18 protein-coding genes are annotated in these 20,849 nt (G+C 55.1%); 5 read left to right on the top strand and 13 right to left on the bottom strand.

All coding sequences use genetic code 11. The features are described 5' to 3' along the window. Positions 1-282: 282 nt before the first annotated feature. A complete protein-coding gene (locus JW953_18885) occupies positions 283-2,178 on the top strand; it encodes a hypothetical protein (protein ID MBN1994770.1) in 1,896 nt (631 codons plus the stop codon). Between the two features lie 367 nt (positions 2,179-2,545). Here JW953_18885 and JW953_18890 read toward each other — a convergent pair whose 3' ends face one another. The 8 genes from JW953_18890 to JW953_18925 form a co-directional block, all read right to left on the bottom strand. Continuing rightward, a complete protein-coding gene (locus JW953_18890) occupies positions 2,546-3,850 on the bottom strand; it encodes a M20/M25/M40 family metallo-hydrolase (protein MBN1994771.1) in 1,305 nt (434 codons plus the stop codon). 9 nt (positions 3,851-3,859) lie between these two features. Next, positions 3,860-5,077: an MFS transporter gene (locus JW953_18895; GenBank protein ID MBN1994772.1), complete on the bottom strand. Its 1,218-nt coding sequence runs from the start codon at positions 5,075-5,077 to the stop codon at positions 3,860-3,862. 71 nt (positions 5,078-5,148) lie between these two features. Continuing rightward, positions 5,149-7,167 (bottom strand): beta-galactosidase, encoded by a 2,019-nt coding sequence (locus JW953_18900; protein ID MBN1994773.1) that lies wholly within the window; start codon positions 7,165-7,167, stop codon positions 5,149-5,151. 181 nt (positions 7,168-7,348) lie between these two features. Continuing rightward, the gene (locus JW953_18905) at positions 7,349-9,001 is read right to left on the bottom strand and encodes a 5'-nucleotidase C-terminal domain-containing protein (protein MBN1994774.1); all 1,653 of its coding nucleotides are present in this window, start codon (positions 8,999-9,001) and stop codon (positions 7,349-7,351) included. Positions 9,002-9,126: 125 nt separating this feature from the next. Further along, positions 9,127-9,465, bottom strand: a complete 339-nt coding sequence (locus JW953_18910) for a hypothetical protein (GenBank protein ID MBN1994775.1) — start codon at positions 9,463-9,465, stop codon at positions 9,127-9,129. A 45-nt stretch (positions 9,466-9,510) separates the two neighbouring features. Continuing rightward, positions 9,511-10,701 carry a DNA translocase FtsK gene (locus JW953_18915; protein MBN1994776.1) on the bottom strand — a complete coding sequence of 397 codons (1,191 nt, stop codon included), beginning with the start codon at positions 10,699-10,701 and terminating at the stop codon, positions 9,511-9,513. 230 nt (positions 10,702-10,931) lie between these two features. Beyond that, positions 10,932-11,207 carry a 30S ribosomal protein S20 gene (locus JW953_18920; protein ID MBN1994777.1) on the bottom strand — a complete coding sequence of 92 codons (276 nt, stop codon included), beginning with the start codon at positions 11,205-11,207 and terminating at the stop codon, positions 10,932-10,934. Between the two features lie 349 nt (positions 11,208-11,556). Further along, positions 11,557-12,744 carry a HAMP domain-containing protein gene (locus tag JW953_18925; protein MBN1994778.1) on the bottom strand — a complete coding sequence of 396 codons (1,188 nt, stop codon included), beginning with the start codon at positions 12,742-12,744 and terminating at the stop codon, positions 11,557-11,559. A gap of 137 nt (positions 12,745-12,881) precedes the next feature. Between JW953_18925 and JW953_18930 the strand changes: the two genes are divergently transcribed. Continuing rightward, on the top strand, positions 12,882-14,855 hold the full coding sequence (locus tag JW953_18930) for a TIGR03960 family B12-binding radical SAM protein (GenBank protein ID MBN1994779.1): 1,974 nt from the start codon (positions 12,882-12,884) through the stop codon (positions 14,853-14,855). A 34-nt stretch (positions 14,856-14,889) separates the two neighbouring features. Here the strand turns inward: JW953_18930 and hpt are convergent, their stop codons facing one another. Beyond that, positions 14,890-15,444 (bottom strand): hypoxanthine phosphoribosyltransferase, encoded by a 555-nt coding sequence (hpt, locus tag JW953_18935; GenBank protein MBN1994780.1) that lies wholly within the window; start codon positions 15,442-15,444, stop codon positions 14,890-14,892. 235 nt (positions 15,445-15,679) lie between these two features. Continuing rightward, positions 15,680-16,396, bottom strand: coding sequence for a ribonuclease PH (gene rph, locus JW953_18940; GenBank protein MBN1994781.1), 717 nt, complete (start codon positions 16,394-16,396; stop codon positions 15,680-15,682). 113 nt (positions 16,397-16,509) lie between these two features. Between rph and JW953_18945 the strand changes: the two genes are divergently transcribed. After that, positions 16,510-16,899, top strand: a complete 390-nt coding sequence (locus JW953_18945) for an STAS domain-containing protein (GenBank protein ID MBN1994782.1) — start codon at positions 16,510-16,512, stop codon at positions 16,897-16,899. 250 nt (positions 16,900-17,149) lie between these two features. On the opposite strand, the gene JW953_18950 is transcribed toward JW953_18945, so the two are convergent. From JW953_18950 to JW953_18960, 3 genes are all read right to left on the bottom strand, one after another. Continuing rightward, positions 17,150-18,211 (bottom strand): SPFH domain-containing protein, encoded by a 1,062-nt coding sequence (locus tag JW953_18950; GenBank protein ID MBN1994783.1) that lies wholly within the window; start codon positions 18,209-18,211, stop codon positions 17,150-17,152. Positions 18,212-18,275: 64 nt separating this feature from the next. Then, a complete protein-coding gene (locus JW953_18955) occupies positions 18,276-18,800 on the bottom strand; it encodes a hypothetical protein (GenBank protein MBN1994784.1) in 525 nt (174 codons plus the stop codon). Between the two features lie 33 nt (positions 18,801-18,833). After that, the gene (locus tag JW953_18960; protein MBN1994785.1) at positions 18,834-19,253 is read right to left on the bottom strand and encodes a YccF domain-containing protein; all 420 of its coding nucleotides are present in this window, start codon (positions 19,251-19,253) and stop codon (positions 18,834-18,836) included. Between the two features lie 222 nt (positions 19,254-19,475). Here JW953_18960 and JW953_18965 point away from each other — a divergent pair, with 222 nt between their 5' ends. Further along, the gene (locus JW953_18965; protein ID MBN1994786.1) at positions 19,476-19,790 is read left to right on the top strand and encodes a ferredoxin family protein; all 315 of its coding nucleotides are present in this window, start codon (positions 19,476-19,478) and stop codon (positions 19,788-19,790) included. Positions 19,791-19,919: 129 nt separating this feature from the next. After that, positions 19,920-20,627, top strand: a complete 708-nt coding sequence (locus JW953_18970) for a PIG-L family deacetylase (GenBank protein MBN1994787.1) — start codon at positions 19,920-19,922, stop codon at positions 20,625-20,627. Positions 20,628-20,849: the final 222 nt, after the last annotated feature.

Genomic DNA, 20,849 nt, shown 5'->3' on the forward strand with positions numbered 1-20,849 from the left:
AATGCAATGGTTCGCACCCGACAAGCCTGGTCGCCGGCTTGATGTGCGTCGTTTTTGATAAAATTAAATCACAGTTGCTCCGAGGAGCAAAGCGACGAGGAATCTCCGGTAATTTTATCCTTCGTCTTTCGTCATCTTGCCCTTAAGTTTCACTGGCGAGGATGAACCAGTAGTTTTTTAGATAATGTTTTGGGGAGAAACAGGACTTTGTCCTGTCTCTCCCTGGCAAAAAATCAAAATCTTTTTCTGAATTTCTATAGTCGCATGCAAAGGAGAGTTCTTATGAAAGCTTTATCTTGGTTGTTTATAATTTGTCTGGCTTTAGCCAGCCTGGGCTTCATTGCGCCGGGTAGTCAGGCTGGCCTGATGTTGGAGCAGAACGTGGCCCAACAAGGTGTAGATACCAACCCCCCGGCCGAGCCGGTCAAACTCATTTTTATTCATCACTCCTGTGGCGAAAATTGGCTGGCCGATTATTCCGGTGGGCTGGGCCTGGCTTTGCAAAACAACAACTACTTTGTTAGCGATACCAACTACGGTTGGGGGCCGGATGGTATCGGCGACCGCACCGACATTGGCTACTGGTGGGACTGGTTCCGCGGCCCGAGCCGCGACACTTACCTGAACGCGCTCTACGCTGAAAGCAGCCGTCAAGGTGATTACTACTCTCGCTCGCTTGGCGATCCCGGCGGCGAAAACCAAATCATCATGTTCAAGAGTTGTTTCCCCAACTCCTACCTGGAAGGCGGCCCCGGCGACGCTCCAACAGGCGGCGACAATCCCCTGCGCGGCCAGGAGGTCTGGTCGGGGATGCATACGGTGGCCAACGCCAAGGGAATTTATAATGACATTCTGGAATATTTTGCCACACGTCAGGACAAACTCTTTATAGCCGTCACTGCGCCGCCGTTGATGGATGGCGAAACCGACCCGGCGCATGCCGCCAACGCTCGCGCTTTCAACAATTGGCTGGTGAATGACTGGCTGGCCGGGTATCCCCACAGCAATGTGGCTGTATTTGATTTTTACAACGTATTGACCAGCAACGGCGGCGATTTTTATACCAACGATGCCGGGCAGGAGAACGGCAACCACCACCGCATCTGGAATGGTGCTGTGCAGCACCTTCAAACCGTTGGCAATGATCTGTCGGCCTACCCCGACGGCGATAGCCATCCCACGCCGGCGGGCAACCAAAAAGCCACCGCCGAATTTATTCCCCTGCTCAATTACTACTACAACCGTTGGAATCCCGGCCATTCCGCCCCGGCGGCTTCCCAACCGGCCCCAACCCAGGCGTCCGAACCTGAACAGGCTGCTGAAGAAGAGGTTGAGCCTGCCGAGGAAGAGGCAGCGGAGGTTTCGGAAGCGGACACTGCCCCGGCTGAAGAGTCGCCGCTCAGGATTGAGGGGGTGATAGATAGCCTTGATGCCGGGGGTGAAGCTTGGGAAAGTTATACTGAAAGTGAGGGCACTATTCTTGACTGTAGCATTGATAATAACGTTTTTTATAGCGGCGCGGGTTCCCTGCGGATTCAATTCAACATTACCCCCGACGGCTGGGGCGATTGCGGCCATCACTTTGAGGTAGTGCAGGATTGGAGTAACGGGACTGGGCTTTCCATGTGGGTTCGCGCCACCAAAGCGGGAGCCTCCACTTTTATGCTCTTTTCTGGCGAGCAAAGTGAGCCAACCCCGTTTGAAATGATCCTGGAGATTCCCCCGGAAAGTGTGGATAACTGGGCCGAAATTATTGTCCCCTGGACTGCGCTTGAACGAGCGCACTGGGCCCCAGAAAGTGGGCTAACCGAGTTCGATCCAACTCGCGTGACCGGCCTGGGTTTCAATTTCTGGGCGGAGAGCAATCCTAATGAGGGCGCTGTTTGGATAGACGAACTCAGCCTGGCCACCGGCCAGATACAGCCGCTCGCCGTAGCCGAACCGCCCGAAGAACCTGCTCCTCCCGAACCAGCCGAGGAAGAATTAGTTGCCCCTACCGAACCGGCTGCAGAAGAAGTTGAGGTCGTTGAACCTGCCGAACCAACCGAAGCGCCTGCCGCTGCGCCGGTTGAGCCTGCGCCTGTGACCGGGGAAGAATCGGGGAGCGGTCTTTGTCCCCTGTCAACCGTTATGCTGCCCTTGATTTTGGCCGTAGCTATTGTGTCTCGCCGCCGATAGTTAAAAAACACGCGTAGCCCGGACGTAGCTGTTCACCCATGTCATTTCGACCGCCAGGCAAAGGAACTTTGTAACTATTCAGGGAATGTCATTCTGAGCGAGGAACGAGCGAAGAATCTCCATTAAACGGTGAACTTTAACCAAAGAACGCTTCTTTAATTGTCATGCCATAGGGATTTCTCGGCCTATGGCCTCGAAATGACATGCAGGTGAGCAGTTACCAAAATTTATAGGCTCAGTAGATCCAAATTTGGGCTGGGAGTCCGCACTTCAGTGCGTTTTTTTAGGCATTAAAATGCCCCTTCCAAACAAAATTTTGGATCTACTGAGGCTGGATGCTGAATTGCCTGTGGGACAGGGTCTATTTTTAATCCCGAAAACGCTGTAAAAATGTAAAAAGCGCATCTGTGCCAAACTGCATGGCCTCTACCGGGATCCGTTCATCGGCGGCGTGAATGGTGGTGATGAGGCTGTCTGGCAAATCCATGGGATGGAAGCCATACGTTTGGATACCCAACCGGGCAAAGTACCGCCCATCGGTCACTCCGGCCAGCACCAGGGGGATGGGCGTGCCGCTCGGATCGGCCTGGCGCAGAATGTCGGCCAGCAGGGCAAAATGCTTCATGTCCGGTTCGCCGGGGCCGGGATCGTAACGGGTCACCTCAAAAGAAACGTTATCCCCTCCCAACTGCCGCAACTCGCGTAACATGTCATCAGGCGTAAAACCGGGTAACAGCCGGCCGTCAAGGTCCAGGGTCACTTCGCCGGGAATAACGTTGATTTTGTTGCTCCCCTGCACCATAGTTGGGCTGGCGGTATTGTGCAGCAGCGCGTCAAGTAAACGGCCCTGCTCGCCCAGCCGGTCCAGCAGCCAATTGGTCAAAGCCGGGTTGAGCAACTGCCCCATCGCCAATTTTTGGGGGAAAGGCAAGGCGTTGCTGATGGCCTGGATCATTTGTTGCACCACGGGTGTAACGTGCACCGGCAGGCGATAGCGGTCCAGTTTGCCCAACAGATTAGCCAGTTGGGCCATAGCCCCGCCCCGCAGCGGCATGGAGCCATGCCCGGCCCGCCCGCGCAGGGTGGCTCGCAGGGAGCAAACCTGTTTCTCGCTGACCATAATGGGGTAAAATTTACGTCCGGCAATTTCAATTGAAAAGCCGCCTCCTTCGCCAATGGCGTAACGAACGCCGGCAAAATGTTCGGCGTGATTTTCAACCAGATACTTGGCTCCATATTCGCCGTCCACTTCCTCGTCGCTCACAATGGCCAGGATAACGTCGCCGGGTAGGTCAAGCTGCTCCGCTTTGGCTCGCAGCACGGCGCAAACCATCATAGCCACCCCGCTTTTCATATCCAACGCGCCACGGCCCCACACCAGGCCATCCACAATGGCTCCGGAGAAAGGAGGATGGGTCCACGTTTGGCCGGCCGTCGTCACCACGTCAACGTGACCGTATAGCAACAGGGGTGGAGCGTCGCCTTGCCCCGGCAGGCGGGCCAGCAAATTGGGCCGCTGGGCGGTGCGGGCAATAAGGGTAGTGTCAATTCCTGCTGCGTTCAGCAGGTTATGAAGGTAATTGATGCACTCCGCTTCGTTGCCCGGTGGATTGGTGGTATCGAAGCGAATGAGGGTTTGCAATAAAGCGAGGGGATTTGGTTGATTATTCATTGGATTATTTTACTCATAAAGCCCGGGGTTGTCATTTCCAGAAATAGGTTTTGCGGGCGACATTTTAAATAATCCCCCCAAAATGGGCAGCGTGACCAGACTGACGCCGGCCAAGAGCCAGAACACGGCCGCAAAACCGACGTTGTCGGTTAAGCCCGTAGCCAGCCCCTCCCCAAGGGCTGTGCCAAAATTGGACAGGGCCATCATAATGGCAAACATTGAGGCGGCAATGCGCGTATCCGTCAGCCCCATGGCCAGGGCCACAAACACGGTCTCCTGAAAGCCCCAGGCCAGACCCCACACCAGGCCCATCACCAGTAAAAAGTTGAGATTGGTTGACGCGCCAATCAAAACTGCGCCCAGGCTGATGATAACGGCGGCGCTGTAGGCGCTGGTTCGCCGCCCCAGCCGGTCAATGAGCAGACCGCCGCCAACAGCGCCCATCACCGCGCCCAGGCCGCGCCACGCGCCGTACTGCCCAATCACTGTTTCGGGCGCGTTAAAACGGCTGCTCATAAAAAACGTTACCAGGCCGTCAACGCCAAATGAGGCTATGGAATAAACAATGGCGTAAGCGCCAAAGAGCAAAAAGTAGGGTTTGAGCAGGGTTTTAAAGGCAGACCATTGGAAAGTCTGCGCTACGGCCCGCTGCCGGGGTTCGTGAACCTGGAACACCCACAGCAGGGGCAGCATCATCCCTGCGGCAATAATCAAAAAAATCACCCGGTAGCCTTGGGCCTGGACCAGCACCCCAAAAACCAAGGAGAGAAGGATAAAGCCAATGGCCCGCCCGCCGACCATGACGCCCTGGACTGTGCCCTGTTCGCGGCGCGGAGTAATGTCAATGGCCAGCCCATCGGTGGTGGAGTCGAACAGGGTTACGCTGAAGGAGCCGGCCACAATGAACACGGCAAACAGTGTCAGGTTGACGTCCGGCAGCATCAAGCCTGCCCCGCCAAAGGCCACCGTTGCCAGGAGCAGGCCCAGGATAATGTATGGCCGGCGATGTCCCCGGCCAAACAGGTTGACCCGGTCGCTGGCCATCCCAATGAAAATTTTTAGGATGAAGGGCAGCAGCAGGATGCTGGTCAGCAAGCCGATCACGTCCGGGTCAATGCCCAGGCTGTTGAGGTAGGGTTTTTGGAAATTACGAAAGTAGGCCAGGGCCGCTCCCTGCACAAAATAAAGCAGCCCAAACATAGAGAGGCGAAATGAACGAGAGGGCATAATGGTGTCCTTGAGAAATTAGAGGTTAGAAATTAGAAAGCCACACAGCTTGCTTCAAATTTTACTTAACATTAATCGATTCGGGTAAGAATAGCCACCCCGTACGGCACCAGTTTGAATTTCCCCTCAAAAGTTTTGCCACTCAGATGTTCCAGCACGGGCCAGGGAGGTTCAACGATTTTGCCGGCCCGGTGATGGTTGATGACCAGCCAGACCTCTTTTTGCTCAGAATTCAGCAAAGCGCGAATTTCAACGCCTTCAGAGGCTTTTAGCGGTGGCCCGTTAATGCCGGCGGTCTTGACAAATTGAGCCAGCAGCGCGTATTGGGCCGCCTCATCCAAATAGGCCCCCACGTAATATACCAGCCCTGTGCCCTGCGAACGAACGGTAATGGCCGGCTGATCATCCAACCAGCCGTTACCCGGGCCATAGCGGGCAATGTGGATGGCGCTCGAAGCTGTCGGTAGGAGCAATTCGGCCCAGTAGTGGGCGTGACCGGCAAACCAGTTGCCTTTCACCGGCAGCGGCTCGTCTAAAGCAAAGTATTCTGCCACTTCCACCCCGGCCAGTTCGGCCAGCAGGCCGGGCTGGCGCAGCGGCAGCAGCGCGTTATTGTCATCCTTCATGCCGGTGCGGGCCGTCAGCACCAGACGCCCTCCTTTTTTAACGTAATTGCTTAATGTTTCAATCTGGCTCTGATGGAGCACGATCAGGGCCGGTGCAATCACCACCTTATAGCGGCTCAGGTCATCAACATCTGCCGAAATGAGGTCAACCGGGATGTTCAACCGGGCCAAGGGTTTGTAATAATGCGCCAGGTGCGCCACGTAATCAAAATTTTGGTGATGGGGCTGCTCCTGGATAGACCAGCGGCTGGGGTAATGGTTGAGCAAAGCCACAGGGTCTTTGCTGGTGGCTCCGGCCAGTAAACCGGAAACTTTGGCAAATTCCCGCCCCAAACGCTCGACCTCTTGATAAAACAGTCGCGGCCGGCCCGATGGGTCAAGCAACGTGCCGTGGTACTGCTCTTGACCCCCCGGCGCCGAACGCCACTGCCAGTACAGCACGGCCTCTGCCCCGTGCGCCACGGCATGCCAGGCCATGGCCCGCCCCTCGCCTTTGTTCAGGCTGTTGTTTACGCTTGACCAGTTCACATTGCCGGCCTGGGTTTCCATCAGCCAGAAGTTTTTCTGCTTAAAACCGCGCACCAGGTCAAGACCTGCGCCGCTTGCCGGAAAATCGTAATGCCCGCTGCCCACGTACCACATCGCGGAGGCCAGGTCAAGGTCTTCATTGAGGGTATAGTGATCAAAGGTATCGGCCCAGGGGAGAAAGTTATGCGTTACCCATACGCCCGGCGATAAGTGGGGGCGGAGGGCGTTCAGTTGAAGTTGCTGGTAGCGGCGATAATTTTCGGTGACAAATTGTTTGAAGGCCAGCTTCAGGCCGGGATTGGCCGGGCCAAGCGGCAGGGGGATTTGGCCCCAATCAGAATAAGTTTGACTCCTATAGCGCGTAGACCATTGTTCGTTGAGCGCGCTCAGAGAGCCAAATCTTTCTTGCAAATATTCCTGAAAAAGCTTGCGGCAACGGTCACAAAAACATACGCCATGATAATGGTTATCAAGCTGCCAGCCGACGACGTTTTGGTTTGGGCCAAAGTGTTTGCCCATAGCCGTCGCTATCCGTTGCGCGGCGGCGTGAAATTCCGGCGAGTTGACGCAGTAGGGCCGGTTGTTAGCCAATTGTCCGCGCCGGCCGGTTTCGTCGGCGGGCAAAATATTGGGGTGCTGCTGGATAAGCCAGGCCGGTGGGGCCGCCGTGGGCGTACCCAGCACGCTTTTGACGTTGGCTTCGGCCAGCATAGCAATGGCCCGCTCCAGCCAGTCGAAATGGAATTCTCCGGCGCACGGTTCCAGGGTGGACCAGGCAAATTCGGCCAGCCGCACCACGGTAAACCCGGCTTCCTGCATCAGGCGGATGTCTTTGGGCCAGCGTTCCTCCGGCCATTGTTCCGGGTAGTAGGCCGCGCCCAGGTGAAGGCGGGTAGGATTTATTTCTGTTGTTTCTTGGGCTTGGTTATCGGTCATCTTGCTCTGAGCTTAAATATTTAACGTAATTATGGGACGCTATCTTAGCATAGATGACTAAAATCAGCGAATTGAACCCATTTCCCGGCGGGGTTGATCCGGCCCGATGGGGGGTGTCCAAGGCTAGGCCGGGCGAGCAGCTTTTTAGCGACTGCCCGCCCGGTTATACAACTGCAAAACGTTATCGCGATACACTGCGCCGCGCCGCGGCCAGGCCCAATACCAGCAGCCCGATCCCCAAGGCGGGCGCAATCCATCCCTCCGGCCCGCGCCCGCCGCTTTCGGGCAAGGTAAGCGGGGCTTCGCCAATGGTCATGCGGCCATCCAACTGCGCCGATACCGGGCTGTTGGCCTGCAAATATTTGGTCACTTCTTCGCGGATTTCCAGGCCGGTATCGGTGTAGGGGGCGCCGGCAAAAATATCTTTGTACCCCCCGGCAAATAAACCCACAAAATTGGAGGTGGCCACTTTGTAGGTGGCGGCAGGGTCAAGCGGGCCATACTCGGCCGGGGTGGCCGGATGGTTTAAAATTTGGATGTTGCTGGCCCGGTCGGCCGTAGTGTTGAAACGCACGCCGGATACCTGGGGAAAGAAATCGCTGCCTTTACGCGAGAGGCCGTAGTTGAGCAACGCTTCCACCTGCGCCCCGGTCAGGTCAAACACAAAAATGGGATTGGGATAAGGCATGGCCGAGCGTAATATCTCCGGCGTAATGGGACCCGGAGGCAGCGGCTGGCGGAACGCGCTCGACGTTGACAGGGCCATGTGCGCCTGGCTTCGTTCGCGGAAAATGTCCATTACAAAATTGCCCAGCAGCCCTTCGCCGGTAAATTGACCCTCGGTAGAAAGTTCAATGGCCGCCTCGCCGATGGGTTCAAAAAGCGCGGCATAGTCGGGGTCGGCTTCCAGGTCGGCCTGCATCTGGTTGACCTGTTGGGCGATGGCCGGGTCTTGCGGCAAATCGTTGCTCATCGGCACTAACCGGCCACTGACCCTGGCCAATTGGCCGTTCCGGTCAAAGGTCAATTCAACCTGGCTAATGTAGGTGAGATATTGGAAGGGCGAGATGAAGTAGGTGTTGGTTTCCGGTAGTTGGGTCAAAGCCTCCCGGCGATGGCTGTGCGTGCCAAAGATCAGGTCTATGCCGGGCACGGCCTGGGCCAGGGCGATGTTGTCTTCATACAAACCGTGCCCAACCATTACCACCGCCGCCACTTTTTCCTCTTCGCGTAGTGAGTTGACCACTTCTTGGGCTGCCTGAACAGAGTCGCCAAAGCTGGCCCCGGCCACGGGCCGCACTTCCGGCTTGACCAGCCGGTCAAAATCGGGCCCGGCCACGGCAAACACGCCAATTTTAACCCCGTTAACGGCGAACACCTGGTAGGTTTTGCCGTTGTATTGGAACAGGGGCCGGCCGTTGGCGTCTAAAATGTTGGCGCTCAAAATGGGGTAGTCAATTTGGGCCTGGCAGGCGGCAAAAGCGTCAGGGCCGTAATCGGCGTCGTGGTTGCCGTAGGCCATCGCGTCAACAATGCCGTTCAACCAGCTCCACTCAACGCACTGGTACTTGTCGGACCAGCCCATTGCGCCAACATTCAGCATGTCGCCCCCGTTGAAAATCAAGGTATTGGGATCGCCGGCGTAGGGTTGAAGATAGGCCATAGCCCGGGCAATCCCGGCGGCGTTGGCCTGGCCTTCGGCGTAAAAGGGCGCGGCGTGGGAGTGGTAGTCGGAAAAGTGCAGCAACGTAACCGTGTTCCCATCTTGGGCCAGGGCCGGCGAGACGGTAAACAGGAACAAAAGGATGGTTAGAGTGAGCATTACTTTTTTCATTTTTTTTATCTCCATACATGAGGACCTGGCAGTCGGCGCGCCAACCAGTCCTGGATTGAACAAAGTTGAATTGATTGTACAACCACTGGGGGAAGAATGGCAACTTTGAGGCGGAATGGCGCGGTTCAATTTTCGGCGGTATCGCCGATGATGGTCCATTTGCGCCCGTTTTCCGTGGCGTGGGGCGCGGGCAAGGCCGGAGGGGGGGAGTATGCGGGCGGTTTGTCGCCGGCGTTGATCACAAAAACGGGCGGCTGGGCAGGCATTTGGGAAGGCAATTTTTCCAGCCGGTTTTGCTGGCGGGTCAGCACAAATACCAGCAGCAAGGTGGTGGGCACGCCGGCGGCCACACCCAGGATAACGCCAATCACCACGGCCATTGCATCCGGGCTAACCCGCATGCCAAAGACAATGGTCAGGGTAACAATAAAGACGATACCAATAATGAGCAGACCGCGTTTCATGATCACCACCGTTCTGATGAGAGGCCGGATTACGCCATAGCCAGGCTATTTTATCAACCGTAGTTGTTGGCCAAACATCAATTCCAAACCGCGCCGGCGTTTGGAGCCGGGCGGGGCCAAACGGGCCAAACGTCCCTCAGTGCCAGTGGCCGCCAGGGGCTGGTATTCCTCCGGTTCAGGCCAGTGACGGCTGGTGCGATGGCCGGTTTGTAATTGCTGCACCACCTGTTTGATTTCTGTTTCGGAAACGTGCGCCGCCTGAAAACGAGTTACCTGGCCTTTGGCTACCAGCAAAAAGTCGCCCCGGCCCAATAACTTTTCAGCGCCGGTGCCGGGAATGCCGGCGGCCAGGCGGGCGTCGTCGGCGCTGACCACGCTGCCGACCAAGCGCACCGGGAAGTTGCTGCGGGTCAGCGAGCCGATGGTGGCGGCCAGGGGCTTTTGGGTGCAGGCGATCAGGTGCAGCCCGGCGCTGCGCCCTCGCTGGGTGAGCCGGGTCATCAGCCGATCCATGGCTTTGCCGCCCTGCTCCATCAAGTCGGCCAGCTCGTCAATAAAAATGATCAAGCGCGGCTCGGCAATGTGTTCGTGGTCGCGCCGCACCATTTCGCCCACCATTTCGCCAAGTAAAAAGATGGCTTGGTGCACGTCGCGCACTACGGGCCGGAGCAGATGGGGAAGAGCAGGCCCGCCGGTCGAAGCAAAAGGGCCAAAGCCGGTGCCCTTGGGGTCAATAAAAACCAGTTGCACTTCGCCCAGCCGGTTGTGCATAGCCAGAGAAAGAGCGATGCTGCGGGCCAGCACAGTTTTACCGGAGCCGGTGGTCCCGGCAATCAGCACATGGGCCACTTCCGGCGAGGCCAGCCGGAGCAACAAAGGCAACCCGGCTTCATCCAGGCCCAGAATAGCGGCCTGGCGCGGGATGTCGTCTAATTGACGGCAGAGCTGGAGCAAGCGTACGGTTTGGGCGTCGGGGCGCGGGACCTCTATTTGCACGGCAGCCCCTTGCCGCGAAACCCGCACGTCCGGCGCGCTCAGGTGCAGGGCCACTTCTTCAGAAAGGGCAATAATGTGGGCGATTTTGGTGGTGGCCGCGGGCAGCACGCGGTAGCAGACCCACCGCGGCGTGACCGTGCCGCCGATAACGCGGCTGGGGGCGCGATGATTGGCCAGCACCATTTCAATTTGATTGGCCTGGTATTCCAGGATGTGTTCCACGGTAAACTGCGGCGGCATAAAAAATCCCCTTGACAACTATCTTGCCACTTTTGGCAAAGATAAGCTTATTATACTAGAACATACGTTCTAGTGTCAAGGGGGAACACAAAAAATGACCCGGTTTTTAAGGTTGCCGGGTCACCGGAAAATATGAAAAGATTACTGCTCAGGCCAGGTTATGGTTTGACCATTCTTGACCAACGCCCAAGTTTTTTGGGCGTTGGTCCTTCGTCGTTGGTCGTTCGCGTCTAACTGGTTGCAGCTTGAGCTTTATTTAAGGTTTTCATCAAGTTTGATTTGCGCCGGGCGGCATTATTGCGATGAATCGTACCTTTTTGGGCCGCCTTGTCCAGGGCCTGAAGCGCTTTTTGGATGGTGGCTTGCGCCTCTTCTAATTCGTTGGCCTCAATCTGGGCCTGCGCTCTTTTGATGTAGGTCCGCGCCGTAGTGCGGTAATAACGGTTGTGATCACGCCGCATGATATTCTGCCGGGCGCGTTTGGCAGATGATTTTAAATTAGCCAAAATGTTCCTCCTGAAAACTCTGGGTAGGCTGATAATAATTGCCTGAAAATAGCTGTTTTTCTCGTTCCCAAACTGAGTTTGGCCCCAAACTCGGTTTGGCCCAAACTTGGTTTAGGAATAAGACTAATCGGCTTGGTATAGTTAATTCCACAAAAAGAAAATATTAGCGCAAAGTGCTGTTTTTGTCCAATTTGGGATTACTTTTTGGGTCTGTCCGACATTTTAGGAGGACCGGGGGGTGTGGGGGGCGTCCCCCCAATTCCCCCCGGTGCTTTCCAAAAATTTTGGACGCACCCTTACTTTTTGGGGTTTTGTTTGGATAGTAGCCTAAAAATCAAACTATCCCTGTTCAGGCGGTTCGCCGTTGTTGATTTTCCACATCAGGGATGCCGTACACGTGTACCGGCCCTTGTTTGCCCTTCACCGAAACCAGGCCCAGGTCAACAAATTGCACCGGCTGCCGGGCTTTTTCTCTATCCCCCAACGTACTGTATGTATCTGCACTCACCACCCTGATCTGGTCTTTGACCATTTCCTGGAGCGCCTCGTAAACCTCGGTTGTTAAAATAGTCCCATACCCCTCGATGCTGCGGGTCAGGTCTTGCAGCCGCGCGGCCAGGTTAACGGCATTGCCGATAACGGTGTATTCAAACTGCTCGTTTGAGCCAATTGGCCCGGCCACCACCGGCCCCAAGCTCAAGCCCATCCCCACCCGAATAGGCGGCAACCCCAAGATCACCCACCGGTCGCTGAGTTGCTCAATGGCCTCTTGCAGGGCCAACGATGTCAACAGCGCCGCCGTAGCCGACTCCGCAGCCGGCGCGGGGTCCGGCGCGCCAAAATAGGCCAAAATAGAGTCGCCGCCATACTTGCCAATAATGCCGCCTCCCACATGCACCTGGTTGGCAATGGTTGAGTAATAATCGTTGAGAAAAAAAACAAGCTGCTCGGTATTGTGCCCCTCGGTGATGCGGGTAAAATCCCAGATGTCAATAAACAGGATGCACACCGTTTGCGTGATCCCTCTAAAATCCAAACCCCGCTCTATCAACGACTGCCGCACCGGCGGCGACATGGTGCGGCTCAATAAATCCAGGCTGCGGTGTAAATTGGCCAGGTTTTTGACCATCTGGTTGAAGACTCTGGCCAGGCGGCCAATCTCGTCCGCACTCTTATCCTCAATGCGAATGCTTAAATCCCCCTGGGCCACCTGTTCCGCCGCCTCGATGAAACGGTTGATCCGTTGCCCAATCTGCCGGGCAATGAACAACCCCACTCCAATGGCGGCCAGAAATGAGATAGTGGCAATCAGGAGCAGTTCTATCAATGGATGAAATGTTCTGAGGGTAGCAATGGCCCAAACCAACACCAGCAGGCCAATCAAAACCAGCAGGGGCGCGATAATCCCAAATTTCAGGCTGGTCTTGTCCAGGATGTGGGCAAGTCTTTTTGGGGGAAACGATTTTTGCCGGGTCATGAGAGATTTTTGGGTCACTCCCTGCCGGAAAATAGCCAATTCATAATTCGCCTTTTTCAAAATAATAACACCTGATGAGGCCAAAGACAAATTATCTAAAAAATAGTTTTGGCCCGCCGACCTTTTATGCTATCATATCACAGCTGCCCAATGTATCCGGTTCAGGCAGAACCAAGTCACCCTGGGGGGATAAAAACATGCGGATTGATGATCGCCAATTAGACCGTATTCTGGCAACGGTGCAAAAACCCGCCCGCTACGTGGGCGGAGAATTCAATAGCGTGGTCAAAGATTGGGCCAATCCCCAAATTTTAACCAAAGTGGCCCTGGTTTTTCCCGACCTGTACGATTTGGGCATGAGCAACCTGGGCCTGGCTATTTTGTACGACCTGCTCAATGGGCGCGACGATGTTTTGGCCGAGCGGGTTTACGCGCCCTGGCCTGACCTGGAAGCCAAATTGCGGGACGGCGAGGTGCCTTTGTATGCCCTGGAAAGCCGGCGCGAATTGCGCGACTTTGACCTCATCGGCTTCAGCCTGCCCTACCCCCAGCTTTACACCAACGTGCTCAATATCCTCAACCTGGGCCGCCTGCCGCTCTTGAGCCGCCGGCGGGATGAAACTTACCCTTTGGTATGCGCCGGCGGCAACGCCGCGCTCAACCCCGAACCCATGGCCGATTTTATAGATTTTTTTGTGCTGGGGGAAGGTGAAGACGTGATCATTGAAATCATCCAGACCATGCGCCAGGTAACGGGCCAGGACCGAGGAACCCAACTGCGCCGCCTGGCCCGTATTCCCGGCGTATACGTGCCCCGTTTTTATGCCATTACCACCTATGCCGACGGCACAATTGCCAAAGTTGAGCCGCAGGTTGCCGAGGCCGCCGGCCACATCGTCAAACGAATCGCGCCCTTATTGCCCCCGCCGGTCACTCGTTTTGTGGTGCCTTTTGTAGACGTGGTTTTTAACCGGGCCTCCATAGAAATCCAGCGGGGCTGCACCCGGGGCTGCCGTTTTTGCCAGGCCGGGATGGTCTTTCGCCCCGTGCGGGAGCGTTCGCTGGCCGAGTTGCTGGAAACGGTGGAGCGCATCATGACCGATACCGGCCACGAAGAAATCGGCTTGCTCTCGTTGAGCAGCAGCGACTACAGCCGGATTGGGCCGTTGGTCCAGGCCATTTCAGAAAAATATGGCGACCAGGTTCTCAATATTTCCCTGCCCAGCCTGCGAATCGAGTCCTTTTCGGCCGACTTGCTGGAAATGCTCCAGGGCGGGCGCAAAAGCAGTTTTACCTTTGCCCCGGAAGCCGCCACCGACCGCATGCGCCGGGTTATCAACAAATACATCAGCACCGCCGACCTGCTGCAAACCGCCGAAGAAGTTTACCGCCGGGGCTGGCGGCTGATCAAACTCTATTTTATGATTGGCCAGCCCACCGAAACCGAGGCCGACGTCAGGGCCATTGCTCACCTGGCCAAACAAGTGCTGGCAATTGGCCGCAAATATCACGGCGGGCGGGCCAAAGTGCGGGTGGGGGTCAGCACCTTTGTGCCCCAACCCCACACCCCCTTCCAGTGGGCCGGCCTGGCCCCTCTGGCCGAGATTCGCAGCAAACAGGCCCTGCTGCGGCAGGAGTTTGGGGCTGGAGAATCTGGCCGGGGCCTTATTTTTGATTGGAATGAGCCGGAAGAAAGTTTGCTGGAAGCGGTTCTGGCGCGCGGCGACCGCCGTTTGGGGGTCGTCATCAAGTCGGCCTGGGAGCGGGGCGCTAAATTTGACGCCTGGAACGAATGGTTCCGGTTGGAGGCGTGGCAGCAAGCCTTTGCCAAACACAAACTCGATCCGGCCTGGTACGCCCACCGGATTCGTCTGGCCGATGAGATTTTTCCCTGGGACCATCTTAGCGTGGGGGTGGAAAAACGCTGGCTGCTACTGGACTGGCAGGCCGCCGCAGCGGGCGAAACCAAAATAGATTGCCGCCAGCACTGTTACCATTGCGGCATTTTAACCGCCTTCAAGGGCTTGCGGGCCAACACCCCGCCGGCGGCTTGGGCCTGTCCGCCTGTCCGTAATCCTCGCTGGCAGAAATTGGCGACTCAAGGTGAAGTTATTGGTCTAACTCCGGTGGTCAAAGCCGCGATGGCTAAAAGCAGAGCGCCCGAAGGATAAGTCCAACGTCGTTGGTCGTCTTTCCTCCAAATTTTTACTCTACCACCATCTCCGGTTTAACCACCCCAATAAAGGGCAAATTTCTGAATTTCTCATCCAAATCCAGGCCGTAGCCAAACACAAATTTATTGGGGATCACAAAGCCGGTGTAATCAATGGCAATGTCTACCTCGCGGCGTTCGGCTTTGTCTAACAGCGTGCAGATTTTGAGGCTGGCCGGTTGGCGGGCAATGAGGTTGCGGGTGATATAATCCAGGGTGTGGCCGGAATCAATAATGTCTTCCACAATCAAAACGTGCCGCCCATCAATGGGCTGGTCCAGGTCTTTTAAAATGCGTACCACGCCCAATGATTCTCTAATTTCCTTGCCGTAACTGGAAACGGCCATAAAGTCAATCTCGTGGGGAATGGTCAGGCAGCGCATCAGGTCGGTTAAAAATAACACGCCTCCTTTTAAAATACACAGCAACAGTAAATCTTGGCCGGTGTAATCCGCCGAAATTTGCTCGCCCAATTCCCTGATCCGGGTTTGCAATTGCTCTGCCGGAATCAATTCTTCCCCCAGGTATTTTGCCCATGGTTCGGTCATAAACATTGCCTCATCATTTTCTTTTTAAAATCCGCCAAAGCGGCTTCGCACCCCATCCAGGGTGGCTTCCGTGCCTGATCCTGCCTCAGCGGGCATCGCCAACCATTCAGGCTCACCTTCAAGTTCTTGCAGCCAATCAGGGTATCGGGTATTTCGTCAGACATCTCAATTCGTTTTCAGTATGCCTTGGGCCGGGGCGCCTTGTGGCGTTTCTGTCCCCCAAGCAACAGCAGCGTTATTTCAATGCCAGCAGCGCCGCCTGTTGCGCCAACAACTGCTCAATTCCGTGATGCGCCAGGTCAAGCAAAGCCGTCAAAGTCTCCCGGCCAAGCGGCTTTCCTTCAGCCGTGCCCTGAATCTCCACAAATTTGCCCCCGCCGGTCATCACCACATTCAAATCTACCTCGGCGGCGGCGTCTTCCTCGTAACACAGGTCCAGCAAAAGCTCATGGTTAACCACCCCGGCGCTGACAGCCGCAACCGGCGGGCGTAGCACGTTTGCCGGAACTTGGCCCATCTCGATCAATTTTTGCAGGGCCAGGGCCACGGCTACGTATCCCCCGGTAATGCTGGCCGTGCGCGTGCCGCCATCAGCCTGAATCACGTCGCAATCAACAATGAGGGTGCGCGATCCCAACCGGTCCAGGTCCACCCCGGCCCGGAGCGCCCGGCCAATCAAGCGCCGGATTTCCTGGGCGCGGGCGCTCTCGCCGCCCCGCCGCCGAGAAATCCGCTGGTGGGTAGCGCGGGGCAACATAGCGTATTCGGCGGTCAGCCAGCCGCCGCCGGATGCTTCTCGCCAGGCCGGCACTTGCTCTTCAACGGACACGTTGCACAAAACGCAGGTCTGGCCAATTTCCACCAGCACGCTGCCCTCGGCGTAACGGGTAAAATTGGGCGTAAACTTAACGGGGCGGAGTTGGTTGTTGGCGCGGTTGTCTAATCTGGGCATTTTTAGGCACGGTTAATCTTATGCAACTTTTTGAATCTCAGGCCGTATAGGGTTATAGATTTGACCAGAAATAACAGAGATAACAGCTCATCTATCTATATGGAGGAAAAACAATGAGTATTATCCATCGCGTATTAGATAAAGACATTCATCTGCTAAAATTAAACTGCCCTTTGTATGGCTGTTGGGCCAAAGAATTGGAGGCCAAGTTTCAAGATGCGTTTGCGCGAGGGGCCAGGCAGATGGTGCTTGATTTGGAAGAGGTGACTTTTGTTGATTGTACGGGCCTGGCCGCCTTGGTGGCCGGCTACAGACTCTTTGGCAGTCGCCAACAAAACTTTCGCCTGGTTGGGCTGCAAGATCAACCCAAGCTGCTGCTTGAGTTGACCATGTTCGACCGCATCTTCCAGGTTTTTGACACCGTGTTTGAGGCAACAGGTTCCAAGCCGGTGCGGCCCTTACAACCAACCGTGTCCAATTTTGCCGTACAGCCAACCGTTTAAGTTGATCCACCTGCTTTGAGGCAACAGCGCCCGGCCAGCGCCGGGCACGCCAAGCCGGAATTCCAATAGAAAATGACACCGCAGCCACAGCTAACTTGAAAATTCAACTGGCCAGGGTTTGAAACAAAAAGTTGTGGTAATTGCGGTGTCATTTTTTCTTCTGGGTTTTTTGACCCCCAAACTTGTTTGAGTTCAGACTTGTTTGGGCCCAAATTCAGTTTGGGGACGAGAGAAATTATTTCTCAATACCTTAGCTCTTCATAAATTCGTCAATAGCGGTTTTGCTGATGCGGTATTTGCTGCCGATTTTTTTGGCTTTCAACTCGCCAGAATCACACAAACCAACCACATCCTCTATTTCAACGCCCATATACTCGGCGGCTTCAGATACGCCCATGATGTCGGGAATTTCTTTAGCGCCGCCGGCCGGCGCAGCTTGGGCCTGACCCCCGGCCGGTTGCTGCATACCGCTGAACATCCCGGCCATCATCTGGCCCATCCCCATGCCGGCGCCCATACCCGTGCCCAAGCCAACGCCTGTTCCGGCTCCACCGCCGCCCTGCGATGACTTTTGAATGGTCTCCAAAGCCTGAAGCTGCATATACATCTGCGCATCCAGCAACCCCATCTGCTTCAGTTTGTCGGCGGAGGTTTCCAGTGGGCTAAGGCCGCCAATGGTAATGCTTTTGAGCAGCAGCCCCATGGCCTCAAATTGATCCTGGGCCTTGATCTTGATGGCCGTCGCCATCTCGTCCATCATAGACTGGGCCTTCATCAAGTTGCCAGGATTAACCTCGGCAAACCAGTCTGTGGCTGCCTGGGTAATTGAGTTGGTGAGCCGCATTTTAACCGCGTTAATGTCTAAAGTAGACTGGCCGCCGCCCACAAAGGTGTCCACCACCCGCTTGGGGTCGTTGACCTCAAAGCCAAACGTGCCGTGCGCGCCCAACAGCAGCCAGCCCAAGCCCTGGCCGGGCGTTTGCATGGCAATTGGCTGACGCGTGCCCCAACCCTCCTGGGGAAACTCACGCACCGCCACGTAAAAAACATTGGCCGCAAAAATGCTGTCTTGGCCGGTGAGGAGTTTGCTGAATAATTTGGTGATCAGCGGGATATTGGCCGTGGTTAACGTATGCCGGCCCGGCCCAAAAGTATCCAACGATTTCCCATCCCGATAGAAGACCGCGGCCTGGGCCTGATGAACAATGAGCTGCGCGCCCATTTTAATCCGGCCCTCGCCCTGTTCGGGCCAGCGCTGCACAATTCTATCCTTCATTTCCTGGGTTAGTTCAATCAACTCAGAAACTGCCATGTTGTTCTCCTTAAATTGTGTTTATATTTTACTCTATCGTGCTGTTCGTCAAAAGCAGGCTTGCTCAAGCCAAGCCCAATAACTTATCTTTTCTGGTGTCAAACAGCGTCGTCGCATCGCCAACGGTTTTTACGTAACGGCGCACGGCCGGGGCAACCTTGCCGTCGTCGCCCTCATCCAGGGCGGCCTGAAGCGCATCAATAGCCTCGGCCACCTCGTCCACCTTCACCAACATGTTGTAATCAAACTCGTAGAGAATGTCCAATTCATTCTCTTTAACCTTGATGGCGTCAAATAGACCGGCGTAACCCTGCGCCGCTGTTTTGATTTTATCAATTAACGTTTGCAGGCGGGTATTGCCCTTGCCCATCTCGTCGAGTTGCATCATGCCGGGGCCGGTGAGCATCTGGCTGGCCACCTCTTCGGCCCGCCCCAACTGCTCGCCAAATTGTTTGGCCAGATGCTCGCGCAAAAGCGCGTCGGCTTCGCGCCGCATTTCTTTTTCCTTGTAGCCTTTGTAAAGAGGAATTTTACCCGTAATTGACTCAAACCACCCCTGGTGGTCAGAAATCGTTTGTCTTAAATCCATTAAAAAAGTCTCCTTTCAAAACAAAATAGTTTTTTATTGTTGATATAAGGTGGTGACAGCCGGCAGCCGGTTGAGCATCCACAACCCAACCGGCAGGCCCACGATGATGGCGCATAAAAACCAGCCCACATTGGCCCAGATTAAACTGAACCACCAGCCAATCAGGAGAAAATAAACCGTTCGCCACAAACAACCGGTCTGTGGCACCTGAGAGGTCCGAATCAACTGTCCGTTTTCATCGTAGATGACCATCACCGGCACTGCCTTGAGCGTTAAAATTTGAGGCGTGCGATTGATCATCCACAGGCCAAAAGGTAAACCAATGATACTGGCATTCAAGGCCCAGGCCACATTGATCCAGATCAAACTCAACCACGACCCAACGAATATAAAATAAAGCGCCCGCAGTAGGCACGATGGCTCTGGCCTGACCACTTCCTGTTTGAGCTTCATTTGGCTTGTCTCCCTGCCATGAGTTGAGAGGATGCTCTCGTTGAGAGGATGCTCTCAACGAGAGGATGCTCTCAACGAGAGGATGCTCTCAACGAGAGGATGTTCCCATTATAACTTATTTTGCCGGAAAAGTGAAGGTGATTCTTGACCAATTTCAGGGATAAGATTACAATGAAAATGATTTTTACCAGCAAATAATAAAATCTCAAGGAGGATTTTTTCATGACCCACGTAATCACATCGTTGTGTACCCGTGAAGGCGATTGTGTAGAAGTCTGTCCGGTAGACTGCATTATCCCCGGTCCAACCGATGACGCAGACTGGAATGATCTTTTCTTTATTGACCCGGATACCTGCATTGACTGTGGTGCCTGCGTGCCGGTATGCCCCCCGGAAGCCATCTTCCCCGAAGAAGATTTACCCAGCGAGTACGAGGCCGATACCGCCCGCAATGCGGCCTTTTTCACCGACGGCCCCGGTTATTGGGATTACGACCTGGAAGAAGAGCGGGCCACCTATAAAGGTCAGCCGAAATAAAACCCGGTGATGGCTTTTCAAAAATACCACAATTGAACTACGTTGATTTTTTATAATGATAAAGAGCAAAAGCGGTTCGCGTTGATTTTGCAATGAGCCGCTTTTTATTTTCTTGGTGAGGTATTCAGGTTGACCCTTCAAGTTCCCGCTAAAGCCATGGTCATTGTAGCCCATCCCGACGACCCCGAATTTTTCTGTGGCGGTATAATTGCTTTGTGGTGCAAGCATGGCACTGAGATGAGCTATCTCATCTTGACCAACGGCAACAAGGGCAGCGACGACCCTGAAATGACCCCGGAAAAACTGACCGCTATCCGTAAAAAAGAACAACAGGCGGCAGCCGACGTGTTGGGGGTTAAGCAGGTAATTTATTTTGACGAACGGGACGGGGAACTGCAACATACCCTGGGGCTGCGCCAGCGCGTTGTCGCTGAGATACGGCGTCATCAGCCAGATGTGGTTATTACCCAGGACCCCAGTCGCTATTTTTTTGAGAACCGTTACATTAACCACGCCGACCACCGCGCCGCCGGAGAAGTGACCATTGATGCCGTGTTCCCGGCGGCCCGCAACCGGATGTATCACCCCGAACTTCTTGATTTGGGGTTAGAACCACACACCGTAAAAGAAGTTTATTTAACCGGCACCGAACGCGCCAACCTGTGGGTGGATATTTCCGAAGTGTTCGACCTCAAGATCAAGGCTATTCGTTGCCACGTTAGCCAGGTGCGCGACCCGGACAACCTGTATGAACGGATTAAAGAACGCAACACCACCCTTGACCAGTACGGCCGGGAGGTGCTGCGCGAAGAATTTAGGGTGATGCAGATTGGTTAATCTTTATCGGATAAAAAATCACCATACCCGGGCGCGCCCTGACTTTTTTATTTTTGAGACACTCCCTCTTGCTTGTGAGAGTCGCTTTCATAGGGTAAAATAATGCCTGGTAAAAATTTGCGCTTCCCGGCGCGCGCCAAAAAACTCAATTGGGAGCATGGTGAACGTTAGACCCCTGCCGGCTGAACACCGGCCAAATAACAATTTCTGGCCTACCGTTTA

The sequence above is a fragment of the Anaerolineae bacterium genome (assembly GCA_016931895.1).
GTDB lineage: Bacteria > Chloroflexota > Anaerolineae > 4572-78 > J111 > JAFGNV01.

Coding starts and splice junctions, on each gene's coding strand:
- JW953_18930 (MBN1994779.1), top strand. CDS start 12,882: ATGCGGATTGATGATCGCCAATTAGACCGTATTCTGGCAACGGTGCAA.
- JW953_18905 (MBN1994774.1), bottom strand. CDS start 9,001: ATGAAAAAAGTAATGCTCACTCTAACCATCCTTTTGTTCCTGTTTACC.
- rph (MBN1994781.1), bottom strand. CDS start 16,396: ATGCCCAGATTAGACAACCGCGCCAACAACCAACTCCGCCCCGTTAAG.
- JW953_18910 (MBN1994775.1), bottom strand. CDS start 9,465: ATGAAACGCGGTCTGCTCATTATTGGTATCGTCTTTATTGTTACCCTG.
- JW953_18885 (MBN1994770.1), top strand. CDS start 283: ATGAAAGCTTTATCTTGGTTGTTTATAATTTGTCTGGCTTTAGCCAGC.
- JW953_18915 (MBN1994776.1), bottom strand. CDS start 10,701: ATGCCGCCGCAGTTTACCGTGGAACACATCCTGGAATACCAGGCCAAT.
- JW953_18895 (MBN1994772.1), bottom strand. CDS start 5,077: ATGCCCTCTCGTTCATTTCGCCTCTCTATGTTTGGGCTGCTTTATTTT.
- JW953_18965 (MBN1994786.1), top strand. CDS start 19,476: ATGACCCACGTAATCACATCGTTGTGTACCCGTGAAGGCGATTGTGTA.
- JW953_18945 (MBN1994782.1), top strand. CDS start 16,510: ATGAGTATTATCCATCGCGTATTAGATAAAGACATTCATCTGCTAAAA.
- hpt (MBN1994780.1), bottom strand. CDS start 15,444: ATGACCGAACCATGGGCAAAATACCTGGGGGAAGAATTGATTCCGGCA.
- JW953_18890 (MBN1994771.1), bottom strand. CDS start 3,850: ATGAATAATCAACCAAATCCCCTCGCTTTATTGCAAACCCTCATTCGC.
- JW953_18955 (MBN1994784.1), bottom strand. CDS start 18,800: ATGGATTTAAGACAAACGATTTCTGACCACCAGGGGTGGTTTGAGTCA.
- JW953_18900 (MBN1994773.1), bottom strand. CDS start 7,167: ATGACCGATAACCAAGCCCAAGAAACAACAGAAATAAATCCTACCCGC.
- JW953_18960 (MBN1994785.1), bottom strand. CDS start 19,253: ATGAAGCTCAAACAGGAAGTGGTCAGGCCAGAGCCATCGTGCCTACTG.
- JW953_18950 (MBN1994783.1), bottom strand. CDS start 18,211: ATGGCAGTTTCTGAGTTGATTGAACTAACCCAGGAAATGAAGGATAGA.